At 41.1% G+C, this 13183-nt stretch carries 7 protein-coding genes; 3 read left to right on the top strand and 4 right to left on the bottom strand.

Features of this window, described 5'->3' with window-relative positions; all coding sequences use genetic code 11:
- Positions 1–968: 968 nt before the first annotated feature.
- The 3 genes from O0931_RS08305 to O0931_RS08295 form a co-directional block, all read right to left on the bottom strand.
- Positions 969–1889 (bottom strand): PorP/SprF family type IX secretion system membrane protein, encoded by a 921-nt coding sequence (locus tag O0931_RS08305; protein WP_269415100.1) that lies wholly within the window; start codon positions 1887–1889, stop codon positions 969–971.
- 8 nt (positions 1890–1897) lie between these two features.
- Positions 1898–7678 (bottom strand): CehA/McbA family metallohydrolase, encoded by a 5781-nt coding sequence (locus tag O0931_RS08300; RefSeq protein ID WP_269415099.1) that lies wholly within the window; start codon positions 7676–7678, stop codon positions 1898–1900.
- A gap of 681 nt (positions 7679–8359) precedes the next feature.
- A complete protein-coding gene (locus O0931_RS08295; RefSeq protein ID WP_269415098.1) occupies positions 8360–8980 on the bottom strand; it encodes an L-threonylcarbamoyladenylate synthase in 621 nt (206 codons plus the stop codon).
- A 133-nt stretch (positions 8981–9113) separates the two neighbouring features.
- Here O0931_RS08295 and O0931_RS08290 point away from each other — a divergent pair, with 133 nt between their 5' ends.
- The 3 genes from O0931_RS08290 to O0931_RS08280 are packed head-to-tail and all read left to right on the top strand — an operon-like array spanning position 9114 to position 11292.
- Positions 9114–9371 carry a type II toxin-antitoxin system Phd/YefM family antitoxin gene (locus tag O0931_RS08290; RefSeq protein ID WP_269415097.1) on the top strand — a complete coding sequence of 86 codons (258 nt, stop codon included), beginning with the start codon at positions 9114–9116 and terminating at the stop codon, positions 9369–9371.
- Positions 9364–9618 carry a Txe/YoeB family addiction module toxin gene (locus O0931_RS08285; RefSeq protein ID WP_269415096.1) on the top strand — a complete coding sequence of 85 codons (255 nt, stop codon included), beginning with the start codon at positions 9364–9366 and terminating at the stop codon, positions 9616–9618. The genes O0931_RS08290 and O0931_RS08285 overlap by 8 nt, the downstream gene beginning before the upstream one ends.
- 12 nt (positions 9619–9630) lie before the next feature.
- Positions 9631–11292, top strand: a complete 1662-nt coding sequence (locus tag O0931_RS08280; protein WP_269415095.1) for an FMN-binding glutamate synthase family protein — start codon at positions 9631–9633, stop codon at positions 11290–11292.
- Between the two features lie 329 nt (positions 11293–11621).
- Here O0931_RS08280 and asnS read toward each other — a convergent pair whose 3' ends face one another.
- Complete coding sequence (asnS, locus tag O0931_RS08275; protein ID WP_269415094.1) at positions 11622–13070, bottom strand: asparagine--tRNA ligase; 1449 nt, start codon at positions 13068–13070, stop codon at positions 11622–11624.
- Positions 13071–13183: the final 113 nt, after the last annotated feature.

Below are 13183 nucleotides of genomic sequence, written 5' to 3'. Positions count from 1 at the left end.
TAGATTCCAACGACTACGTCATTCTCGCGCATGCGGGAATCTTAATGCCGGTGTTTAATGCTTTAAGATTCCCTATCAGGTTAGGAATGACGAAACACCCAAAGACTGTAGTTTCCAACGACTACGTCATTCTCGCACAAGCGGGAATCTTAATGCCCGCGCTTAATACTTTAAGATTCCCAATCAGGTTGGGAATGACGAAACGCCTAAAGACGGTAGGTTCCAACGACTACGTCTTTCCTGCGCAGACGGGAATTTTAATGCCAGCGTTTAACGCTTTAAGATTCCCAATCAGGTTGGGAATGACGAAACGCCCAAAGAGTATAGGTGCAACGAATACGTTATTCTCGCGCATGCGGGAATCTTAATTCCGGCGCTTAATGCTTTAAGATTCCCAATCAGGTTGGGAATGATGAAACGCCCAAAGACGGTAAGTTCCAACGATTACGTCATTCTCGCGCATGCGGGAATCTTAATGCCGGTGTTTAATGCTTTAAGCTTCCCAATCAGGTTGGGAATGACGAAACGCCCAAAGACGGTAGTTTCCAACGACTACGTCATTCTCGCGCATGCGGGAATCTTAATGCCAGCGCTTAATGCTTTAAGCTTCCCAATCAGGTTGGGAATGACGAAACGCCCAAGACTGTAGGTTCCAATGACTACGTCATTCTCGCGCATGCGGGAATCTTAATGCCAGCGCTTAATGCTTAAAGATTCCCAATCAGGTTGGGAATGACGAAACGCCTAAAGACCGTAAGTTCCATCGATTACGTCATTCTCGCGCATGCGGGAATCTTAATGCCAGCGCTTAATGCTTTAAGATTCCCAATCAGGTTGGGAATGACGAAACGCCCATACCATCCGCTCCAGATGCGACATTTTCCGTGTTTCCGTGGCGAATTAAATCACAACAAATTGCAAATTAAAAATCTGCGAATATGTGGCTGAACAAAGCTTGACCAGGCCCGCTATGGCTTCTTACCAATATTCACCCTGATATTGACTTCAAAATCGCCATCCGTATACCCGCTAATTGCTGATGTGGCCGTATTGTAATAAGCCATAAAATACAAGGTCGATTTATAGTTCATGCCGAAACCAACAGTTGCATTTTGAGTATTGTGGTACATCGCCATTACATATAACCTATCATTTGCGAAGTTGGCATTTACACCGGCATCCCATAAATTTTTGTAATTTTTAATGCCTCTGAAAACGCCTTTGGGCTCCAGGCTGATTCCGCTTAATCCGCTCCCTAAATTGAATTTATAGCCTATAGCTGAATAAAAAGTCGGTTTATCCGCAAAGTTTAAATCGTCGCTCCTGAAAACAGAGCGCATGTTAGGGAGGGCACCTTCAAGGGTTAACCCTTTCGAGGTATAGGAAACACCAAAATCACCGTCAAAATAATACCCTCTGTCGTTAAAACGGGCAATAGATGGATCGTTGATGTCGCTGTTTCTGACACTGCTTAAATCCAGTTTATCCTGACTCGCACCAAAGGAGATGCCGAAACTTAGTTTCTGTTCATCATTGTTCAACGGTAAATGGTAAGCAAAGGTCCCAACCATTTTCGTTCGCTGAATGCCGCCTGATTTTTCATTATAAATGTTGGCGCCCCAGCCAACTTTGCCCACCTGCTGATCTAAGGTTACGCTTTGTGTAATCGGTGCACCGGGAATGTTCGACCATTGTTTACGGAAACTACCATTGATGTTAAACCCCTCGTTTATACCCGCCATAGATGGGTTAACCAGGTATCGGTTCTGAAAATACTGCGCATTTAATGGTAAAATTTGTGCTTTTACCGAATTAAAGAATAAGGTACCTGCTGCAAATAGAAACGTTACGCGACTTATTTGCTTTATATTTTTTGTAATTGCTTTCATGCCTGTAATTAGTCTCTGATGATGTTAATGAATCCTTTAAAAGTACCGATGCCGCTTCCTAAGTCGATGATGTAATAATAGGTCCCTTCACCAAGCGGACTTCCGTTAACCATCCCATCCCAATCGTTGGCATAAGATTTTTTGGTATATAAAATCCGGCCAGCCTTATCAAAAATTTTCAAGGTATTGTTCGGGTAATAATCAATGTTTTTGATAATGAATTTATCATTGTAGCCGTCGCCATTTGGTGTAACGACAGTGCTTGCTTCTAATTTATAATCATCAATTACGGTAATAACCACACTTTGTTCAGCGGTACAACCATTTGCATTGGTTACCACCACTTTATAGGTTCCGTTCTGTTTTGGCCTGATGGTTACGGCTGCGGTATTTTGCCCGGCAATAATTTCAGCACCCGTCCAGCTGTATTGTGCTCCGCCTGTTGCGGTCAAAATTAGTGCATCACCTTTCGAAATTGACAAACCTTTATTGCTGTTGATGGTAATTACCGGCAATGGATTTACCATAACCGTAGCAGTTCCGGTTTGCGCCTGGGTGGCATATGCATCTGTTACACTTACCAGGGCATATACAAATGTGCCTGCGGCATTGGTTGGCGCACTGACTGTTGCGGTAGTCGAATTTGTGGTAACCGTTCTGTTGTTGCCGCCATTTACCGTATACGTAAAGGTATACGGTGCCGTACCCGCTGAACCGGTAAAAGTGACCACGGGCGATGTGCTGAAATTACAAACAGCAGTTGTTCCGGAAATCGTTGCAACCGGTAAAGGACGAATTAATATGCTTGCAGTACCTGTTTGCGCCTGACCACAGTTTACATCTGCCACGCTAACTAGATTATACACAAAAGTGCCTGCTGCAGTTGTTGGCGCAGCTACCGTTGCCGTATTTCCGGTAGAAGTTATTGTTAAGTTTTGTCCGCCGTTGATGTTATAGGTAAAAGTATACGGAGCCGTTCCGTTAGCGCCCGTAAAAGTTACTGTTGGCGCGGTGCTGTTTTGCGGGGCAGCCGTTGAGCCCGAAATAGAAGCCGTTGCTAAAGTCCTAATGGTTACCGTTGCTGTTCCGGTTTGATTTTGAGCCGCATTAACATCTGCAACATTCAATAAATTATAATTGAATGTTCCTGCCACATTTGTTGCTGCGGTTAAAGTGGCACTCGTATTTGTACCTGTAGTGCTGATGGTTTGACTAGTGCCTCCATTAACATTATAAGTGAAAACGTAAGGGCCTGTACCATTGCCACCTGTAAAAGTTACCGTTGGTGATGTGCCATTTAAACACAATGCAGTTGTTCCCGAAATTGTTGCAACTGGAATCGGATTAACTCTTACTGTCGTAGAAATGTTTTGCGTTTGTGTGCTGTAAGCATCGCTAATACTGGTTACTGTGTAGGTGAATGTGCCAACAGTTGCAGTAGATGCATTTACCGTTGCTGTATTTGTTGTAGCTGTTAGAGTTTGATTTGTACCACCATTAATGTTATAGGTAAAGGTAAATGGGGCGGTTCCGGCTGATGCCGTGAAGGTAATTACAGGAGCAGCAGCATTTAAAGGGACGGATACGTTTGCACTTAAAGCAGCTGCAGGCTTTGCGTAAATTTTTAGATTGGCTGCTTTGTAGTTAATTGCATAGTTTGTACTTAAAGCCAAAGTCCCCTGTGTTATCGGGTAATCTCCTGCAGTTTCTCCGGGGTTTCTGGTTAATGCACCTGTAAAAGCATCTGCACCAATTAGTGCAGGAGCAGAAGTATAGGTAAACATTGGATCAACCGTACTTTCTACTTTGGTTTTAGCGTCAGCAGTAACCGTAATGGTTTTTGGTGCAATGGTTAATACCTGTTGTTTGGCAACTGCGGGATTATAAAAGGTATCTCCAACCTGATTTGCGGTTATGGTAACCGTTCCGGCTTTAACAATATGGATATCATTATTGCTGATGGTGGCGATATTAGTATCGCTACTCGTGTAGGTAATGTTTATGCCTGTGTTATCACTGGTTGCACCAGCTACCAAGTCCGGGTCACCGTATGTTGCTGTTCTGGTTGCTGCAAAGGTAATAGTCTGGTCTTTTTTAACGGTTGCATCATCACGTGAGTACCAGATTGGGGAGGTAATAATCCGACTTCCATCTGCTTCTACAATATCTGCATAATAATAACCTGTTGATAGATTGGCTAAAGCATTATCGATATACGTTAAACTTGATGATGTGCCTGTAGTTAATTCTACCGGATTTACACCGCTACCAGGCGTTCCGTATAGGATTTTAATGCTGGTAACAGGGCTTGTTGTAATCGAACTTACTTCAATTTGAGGCGCACCTGCGGTTTTAAATACGCTACCGACAGGTTGTTTATTAATGGTGAAAACAATTTTAGCTGCTGAATCTTGTGAAGCATAAAAGCGCATTTTCTTAATGGCATCCAGCAAATCATTTTCGGTGAGGGCAGGGGCGAGCACCACTAACCTTGCCCGTGTATGGCGACCGAAAGTTAAGTTATGGTTATCGTGGTCTATGCTTGCGCCCAGGTGATAACCTTTCGCCAGCATACGGTTGTAATAGCTTAGATAACTCATTGAACTTGCCGGATCTGAGTAAGTGATATTCGTTGAAAAGGCAGGGCCACTTTCTAAAGCAGTTCCCACAATTGCACTATCAGCACTTAAATCATAAGTTGCCGATATGTTATTGTAATCGGTTGTATTCGGATGCGCTAACGTTGCCACGGCATTCAAACCATGTCTGTTAATAATTCTAAACAATCCTGTAGAACCGGTATAAGTGCTTTTTGGAACATAAATTTGATTTTCGCCTGATTCCCATCCAATTAATGAATCGATACCATAAACGATAACGTGCCCGCCACCACTAATTACACCCCATTCCATACCATGCATGGCTACAAAATTAGAGGTAGTTGCTTTTTTTGCTGCATCAATTCCTGGTTGCCAGTTCGCTAAAGACATGCCGGCCTGGGTATGATTGTGTTCTGATATGCCCAGGAAATCAAGATTCATCGAGTTTTTAGCAAAAGCATAATCGTCCTCTGGTTTCTTGGTTAAATCATCTTTGTTTCCATCAGAATAACTGCTGTGACTATGTAGGTTTCCATAGTAAAAATTGAGTTTGTTTACATCTAATACCCCCGTTTTGAAATTTCCGGTAAGTGGCTGATTGGTTAAATAAATCGGACCGCCACTGCAACTGCTGTTAACTGAAAAAACGTAAAAATAATAATTTGTATTCTGGGTCAGTCCATTTCTGATAAAGGTGCCGCCCGAGCCTCTTTTTACAACAATACCACCACCTAACTGGTCGCCAACATTATAAAGCGTTTGGTTAGTCGGATTTGCCGTTAAACTATTACTAGTACTCATTACAACCAGGTATTCATCTACCCCTGTAACCGGTGTAAATGCGGCTTGTACAAAATTGTAGTTTGATGAAGTAATGTTAAATGCCGTAGGTTGTGCTGCAGGAACTGAACAAGGCAATAGTGTATTTGTAGTTTGCGAAGCAGTTAAAATATTGGTGTTTAAATATTTTGGTCCACCAGTACAGGAAAGGTTATTGAGCGGGATTATAAAATAAAAATAATTTGTAGAGCTATTTAAACCGTTATCAGTAAATGTATTGCTCACAATTTTATTGATAACCGTGCCGCCACCAAATGAAGAACCAACGGCGTAGGCTGTTCCATCAACAGGTAACGCATTTAGCGTCGAATTTAAGCTCCTGATGATTAAATATTCATTTGCATCAGTAGACTTTGTAAAGCCGGCTGAGATGCTATTGGTTGTTACATTGCTGAAGGTTAATGCTGTTGCCGGAACGGATGGCGCAGCACATACAGGTAAGTTTGGAGGAAAATGAACGCCCAATCTGTTTACATCATCATCATCAATTGCATTTTGAACAATAGCTAAGGTTGTTCGTGTCCAATCGCTATCAGTATAGGTAGGGCTGGGTGCTGTTACATTTAAGCTTCTTACATAGGATACATCTTTTGCATTTACGCCCTGACCAAATGCATCTATAATATTGTTATTTGCATCCAGTAAAGCGATACCATCATTACCATTAAAGTTAATTACGGTATTGCTGTTTTGTATTGCGCTGGCCGACGTTAAATACGGAACCTCGGTGCTGTTACCTGTATTGCCTAATAAAACAGAGCCAAGTGCAGGGATTGTAAAATTCAGGTTTACAATTTGAGCCGGTGTTCCTGTAATGTTAATGGTGCCTGCATCGCCTGAAATGTTATAGAGCGCGAGTTTTAATTGTGGTGAAGTGGTATTGATTGGTGAATTGGTTAAATTGGTTAGTTCGATCCATTTGTTGGTTGATGTACCTTCATAATACTGGCTGATGATAATCGATGCGCTTACTAATGGAGGGTTTGTGGTTGTTGCATTTACATTTGAAACCGTTGTTTGTAAGTTGCCTGCGGCATCCTGAGAAACCACATAGAAAGTATAAGTAGTTCCGGCTGTTAATGCACTTATGGTTGCCGAGGCATCTGTGTTTGCCGTGTTTGAAAACGACCCCGATTTTAAAGCTGCCGTGCCACTTGCATTTAAACCTGCCTTAACCTGGGCCGGGCTTGGGGCCGTTGCGCCTGATGCGAGTAAGACGTAATAACTTGTTCCGTTTTCGTTAATATTATTTACTAAATCTACAGATGTAAGGGTTGCATTACTTGTTTTTGGATAAGTTGCAGTTGTAACAGGCGGGGTGGTATCTCCAGAGACACCTGTTCCTGTTAAGGCAACATTTATTGAAGTTGCACCAGTACTCGAAATGCTGGCATTACCTGCTGAAGCACCAGTAGCTGTAGGACTATATCTTACATATACGGCAGGAGTAGCCGATATTTCTGAAACACTATAGCTAATTGATGTAGCAAAAGTTGTGTTGTCTTTAGATACCGTGAAAGGTAATATTGTTGATATGCTCGTATTAGCGGTTAAATTTGCGCCACTTAACGTAAAACTTTGAGCAGCCGAATTTGTAGCTGTGGTTTGGTTACCGAAGGCCAAGCTAGCTGGTGCAGCTGTTAATGTTGGAGTTGATGTTCCGCTGCCTGAAGTAAAAGATAAACTAAAGTTATCTATTGCTGTTGAAGGCCTAATATTGGCACCGGTTGTTGTAGCAAGCGTTACGATTCTAATCCAAATTGGTCCCGAATAGTTATCAAGCGCATTACCGAAATCTGCAGTTATAACATTATTGGTAAACGTTGAAGCACCTGTAGTAAAAGTTCCGGTTGTAGTTGCAGCTGTGGTAAATGTAGTTGGTGTAGCACCGAAACCATAATCTATCCGCCAAGTTGCTTGTCGTGTAGAAGTAGCATCCAATGATTGCAGATTTAAAGTTAATCTCAGGGAAGTTTTACCTGTGGTATTTGCTAGTTGAAACACAAATGCTCCACCGGGGTCTCCTACACTTCCGGTTTGCCTAATGCCAAGTGCTCTATCAGTTGCTGCATTCTGAGCGGTAGTTGTTGTTGTGGATGGACCTATCGCGGCAGATGCAAAATTTTTGAACCCGCCTGCTGTAGCATTCCAGGCTGCTGCTGTGTTTGTAAATGCAGCAACTGTACCTAAAGTGGTTGCTGTTGCACCTGTTCTTATTGAAAAACCTGCCGGAAGTGTTGTGCCAATGCCATCAAAATTTTCTGTATATGGAGAAGCTGTTAAACTCACTTGAGAAAACAGACGCGTGGAAATAAGAAATACCAGGGATAATAGTAAAAGTTTTTTCATAAAAATTTCATAGGGATATAAAATGATTTATAATCGTATTTCGGAAGACAGGCATTTAATAGAGGAGATGCCAAAGAAAATCCGGTTATGATTTAACCTGTATTGTAAGGTTTTATCGTTCAGTTTATTAAAGATGATTATTAAACGATTTGAATATTCAAAGCGAATCGGGCTCAGCATATGAGCGAGACCTATTACACATGAATAAATAGGAAATCAATTTGCATAGCAAACTATCCAGCTGTGAAACAGCGCTATTGAAGTAAATTTTGCGTCATATGGGGATGTTTAGGATGCGAAAATAGGGTTCAAATATTAATTTAATATTGAGGGGATGTTAAGTTAGCTGCGTTGATGAAAATGGTAGTTAGCTATTTATGATATAAATCTAGATATTTATAAAGTATTTTATCTCAGATGTTGATAAAATTATAAACTGGATATGTTTTCCGAAAAGTGGTTGTTGAGGTTCGTTAAGTCGTATTTGCGAGGCGGCTATTTCGAGGCGATCGAGACAATCTTTCATGTATTAGTTGTCTTTCTACAAAGAAGATTGCTTCTCGCGCTTACATATTCCAAGTCTTCAGTTCGCATCCTATAGCTATCGGATGACATTTTAGAAAAAAAACTGTCATTAAAGCTCATTGAGTCATTCTAACTATGAATTCTTTAAAAAACTGTTTACAAAAAGTCCTCAATATTTCCTTTTCCTTCCCGGATAATTTCAAATTCACCATTGGTACAATCCACAACCGTTGAAGCCTCGTTATCACCATAACCACCATCGATAACTAAATCAACCAAATCCTTGTATTTCTCATAAATTAATTCCGGGTCGGTTGAATATTCTACCAATTCGTCATCATCTTTTATGGAAGTAGAAAGAATGGGGTTGCCCAGTTCTTTAACAATACACCTTGCAATATTATTATCCGGCACACGGATACCAACTGTTTTTTTATTCGAGCTTAATAATTTAGGAACGTTATTATTTGCGTTAAATATAAATGTGAAGGGGCCGGGCAAAGCTTTTTTCAGAACCCTGAAGGTGGTATTATCAATCGGTTTAATGAAATCAGAAATGTGGCTTAAATCATGGCAAACAAAAGAAAAGTTCGCCTTTTCCGGTTTTATTCCACGTATGCGGCAAATTTTTTCAATCGCTTTCGGATTGGTAATGTCACAGCCCAAACCATAAATGGTATCCGTAGGGTAGATGATTAAACCACCTTTTTTTAGTACATCAACAACCTGTTCAATGGCTCTTTCATTTGGGTTTTCCGGGTAGATCTTAATAAGCATAGCGTAAAAATAACAATTAATGGTGTTGGTTGTTTAAAGAACGTATTAAATAATACAGATGCTAAAATATGTACAAATAGTTGTACAGTTTTTGTGTAATGTTTAATTTTGGGAAATATAAATTCACTTAGAAATGGAAATCACGAATTATACGTCATTCAGGCAAAGCTTAAAGTCTTATTTAGATAAGGTTTTTTCTAATCATACCCCTTTATTTGTAACCAGGGCCAAAGGAGAGGACGTGGTTGTGTTATCCAAAGCGGATTATGATAGCATGCAAGAAACTTTTTATTTATTAAAAAGTCCAAAAAATGCACTTAGACTGGAACAAGGATTAAAAGATTATGAAAAGGGTTTAGCCAGGGCGCAAGACTTAATTGATAATGACTAAATTATTTCTTGAAGTGGCCTGGGAAGATTACCTCTATTGGCTGGCAGTTGATAAATCGATTGTCAAGAAAATAAATCTTTTGATTAAAGAAATTGAATGTACGCCTTTTGAGGGAACTGGAAAACCTGAGCCGTTAAAACACATTTTTTCGGGCTGGTGGTCGCGAAGGATTAATTTGGAACATAGATTGATCTACAAAGTAGAAAATTCCGCAATCATTATGCTGCAATGCAGATACCACACGTAATTTTAACAAAACATGAGAAAAGCTTTCGTTGCGATAGCCGCATTTTTAGTTGCCCTAACCATTATGCTGGGCTTGTATCATCCGTTTCTATGGTGGACATTCCTTTTCACCGGGCCATTTGTACTACTGGGTATTTATGATTTATACCAACCCAAGCACAGTATCGTCAGGAACTACCCGGTTTTTGGCCGTTTGAGGTATTTTATGGAAGAATTGAGGCCAAAGGTTTATCAATATTTCGTAGAAAGTGATACCAATGGAACCCCTTATAACCGGTTAAACCGTTCCTTGATTTATCAACGGGCAAAAAAAGATAATGATACCATTCCATTCGGAACACAATTAAATGTTTATGAAAACGGCTACGAATGGTTAAGCCACAGCATTGCGGCGATTTCCCACCATGAATTAAATTCAGACCCGCGTGTATTGGTTGGCGGGCCTGATTGTAAAAAACCTTATTCGGCAAGCATCTATAATATATCAGCCATGAGTTTTGGCTCTTTAAGTCAGAATGCAATTTTAGCCTTAAACGGTGGTGCTAAAATGGGTAATTTTGCCCATAATACCGGCGAAGGCGGGATAAGTGATTACCACCGTCAACCGGGAGGCGATTTGATCTGGCAGATTGGTACAGGTTATTTCGGTTGCAGAAACGACGATGGTACTTTTAATTATGATGCCTATGCGGAGCGGGCAAAAACCGATCAGGTTAAAATGATCGAGATTAAGCTTTCTCAGGGCGCAAAACCGGGTCATGGAGGTATGTTACCCGCTAAAAAAGTGACTGCAGAAGTGGCCCGAATCCGTTTGGTGCCTGAAGGAAAAGATGTTTTGTCGCCGCCAGCACATTCGGCCTTTAATTCGCCGATAACCTTATTAGAATTTGTTAAAAAACTCCGGGATTTATCAGGAGGAAAACCAGTCGGGTTTAAACTATGCATCGGCCGGAAAAGTGAGTTTTTTGCCATTTGCAAGGCGATGATAGAAACCGGCATCTATCCTGATTTTATTACGGTTGATGGTGGTGAAGGCGGAACAGGCGCAGCGCCGCAGGAATTTTCGAATTCTGTTGGTATGCCTTTACGTGAGGGTGTTGCTTTTGTTTACGATGTTTTAAATGGTTTTGACCTGAAGAAACACATTAAAATTATTGCTTCAGGAAAGGTTTCAACCGGTTTTGACCTGGTAAAAAATATTGCTTTAGGTGCAGATATGTGTAATGCTGCCCGTGGAATGATGTTCGCTTTAGGCTGTATTCAGGCATTGGAATGTAACAGCAATACTTGTCCGACCGGGGTAGCCACACAAGACCAGAGTTTAATGAAAGGTTTGGTTGTTGAAGATAAAACCGTTCGGGTGAAAAATTTCCATAACCTTACCGTAGCGAGTGCAGTAGAACTGCTTGGTGCTGCGGGTTTACGGGAGCCTCATCAATTGAGTCGCGCTTACATCAACAGAAGGGTTAGCCCTAGTGTAATGCAATCTTATCTGGAAACTTTCCCGTATATTCCTGCAGGCAGCTTGCTGCAAACACCTTATCCGACCAGGTTTGAACTAGGTATGGCTTTAAGCAGCGCTCAAAGTTTTGCGCCGACTGATTACAAAGTTTCGGCAGTAGATTATTCGCATGCAAATCCATATAGCGATACGATGCATGATGAAGGAAGGTAGTTAAGCAGCATGCGAAGTTTGAATAAGCGAGGTGTCAGGAAACTTTATATGGCTTGTTGTGGAATTAGGCTAATCCCTCCGTTCGTATCTTTACGAATCGAAACATATGGAATGCTTCGTGAGGGCACGAACCATGGCGAGAGGTTGTAGAGTCATGATTAAAAGACCTCTCCATTCTAACGCCTCGGTTCGTGTCTCACGAATCGAAACGATGAAAATGAAAATGAAGGGATAGAAACAAAAAATCCGGTTGACACAGTCAACCGGATTTTTTATGCGATTGGCTTATCGCTTTGGTCTTTCAGCTTATTTTAACCTTTCAGCTTAAACTAAAACTCCGCATTTTTAGGAAAACGAGGAAATGCAATTACATCACGAATGTTCGTCATACCGGTAACGAACAATACCAGGCGTTCAAACCCTAAACCGAAACCGGCGTGCGGTGCCGAACCAAAACGACGGGTATCTAAATACCACCAAAGTTCATCCTGAGGAATATTCATGTCTTCCATACGTTTTGTTAAGCGGTCTAAACGTTCTTCACGCTGTGAACCACCAATCATTTCGCCGATACCCGGGAACAGAATATCCATCGCGGCGACCGTTTGCCGGCCTTCGGCATCCGGTTCGTTCTGGCGCATATAAAATGATTTAATATCAGCAGGGTAATCTGTTAGAATTACCGGTTTTTTAAAGTGTTTTTCTACCAGATAACGTTCATGCTCACTTTGCAAATCCGCGCCCCATTCATCAATCAGGTATTTAAACTGCTTCTTCTGGTTTGGTTTCGAAGATTTTAAAATCCTAATGGCTTCCGTATATGTTAAACGTTCAAATTCGTTAGCTAAACAGAAATCCAGTTTTTCTAACAAACTAAACTCGCTGCGCTCGTTCTGAGGTTTTTGTTTATCTTCTTCCGCTAAACGGGTATTTAAAAACTCCAGTTCATCTTTGCAGTTATCCAAAGCATATTTAATTACATACTTCATCATATCTTCCGCAAGCTGCATGTTGTCTTCTAAATCTGCAAAGGCAACTTCTGGCTCAATCATCCAGAATTCGGCGAGGTGACGGGTTGTATTTGAGTTTTCAGCACGGAAAGTCGGACCGAAAGTATAAATCTGTCCGAAAGCCATTGCGGCTAGCTCGCCTTCCAGCTGACCGGAAACCGTTAAGTTGGTGGCACGGGCAAAGAAATCCTGAGAGAAATCTACTTTACCATCTTCTGTACGGGGCGTATTGTCGAAATCTAAAGTTGTTACTTTAAACATCTCGCCGGCGCCTTCTGCATCACTTGCTGTAATTACAGGGGTGTGCATGTAAACGAAACCACGCTCGTTATAAAACTGGTGAATGGCAAAAGCTAAGGCATGACGAACTTTGAAAACCGCATTAAACGTATTGGTACGGAAACGCAAATGTGCAATTTCACGTAAGAATTCTAAACTGTGTTTTTTGGGTTGTAAAGGAAATTTCTCCGGGTCGCTATCGCCTAAGATTTCAACCGATGTCGCTTTTATTTCAACCGACTGCCCTTTGCCCAAAGATTCGATTAATTTACCGGTAGCAGCAATTGAGGCACCTGTGGTAATTCTTTTTAACAGCTCATCGGGTAAATTATTAAAATCGATAACCACCTGGATATTGCCCATGCAACTTCCGTCATTTAAAGCGATAAACTGATTATTACGGAAAGTTCTTACCCATCCCATAACCGTTACTTCTGTGTCAAATGCAGTCGATTTTAATAAATCTTTAATTTGCTGTCTCTTAATCATATTGTTATTTGTAAAAAGCGCAAATTTAGAAAAAAAACTTTAGCAGTTGGCAGTTTTGGGTATACAGTTTTTTAATAGTTCATTGGTTCATTGTTCATTGGTTGAACTTTTGT

The organism is Pedobacter rhodius (assembly GCF_027213645.1).
Classification (GTDB): domain Bacteria; phylum Bacteroidota; class Bacteroidia; order Sphingobacteriales; family Sphingobacteriaceae; genus Pedobacter; species Pedobacter rhodius.
Note: the sequence above shows the minus strand (reverse complement) of the source record. Positions and strands in the feature narration are given on the sequence as shown.

What these genes read in the sequence shown, in the direction of transcription:
- O0931_RS08295 (WP_269415098.1), bottom strand. Translation starts at nt 8,980, where the DNA reads ATGCTTATTAAGATCTACCCGGAAAACCCAAATGAAAGAGCCATTGAA.
- asnS (WP_269415094.1), bottom strand. Translation starts at nt 13,070, where the DNA reads ATGATTAAGAGACAGCAAATTAAAGATTTATTAAAATCGACTGCATTT.
- O0931_RS08300 (WP_269415099.1), bottom strand. Translation starts at nt 7,678, where the DNA reads ATGAAAAAACTTTTACTATTATCCCTGGTATTTCTTATTTCCACGCGT.
- O0931_RS08280 (WP_269415095.1), top strand. Translation starts at nt 9,631, where the DNA reads ATGAGAAAAGCTTTCGTTGCGATAGCCGCATTTTTAGTTGCCCTAACC.
- O0931_RS08290 (WP_269415097.1), top strand. Translation starts at nt 9,114, where the DNA reads ATGGAAATCACGAATTATACGTCATTCAGGCAAAGCTTAAAGTCTTAT.
- O0931_RS08305 (WP_269415100.1), bottom strand. Translation starts at nt 1,889, where the DNA reads ATGAAAGCAATTACAAAAAATATAAAGCAAATAAGTCGCGTAACGTTT.
- O0931_RS08285 (WP_269415096.1), top strand. Translation starts at nt 9,364, where the DNA reads ATGACTAAATTATTTCTTGAAGTGGCCTGGGAAGATTACCTCTATTGG.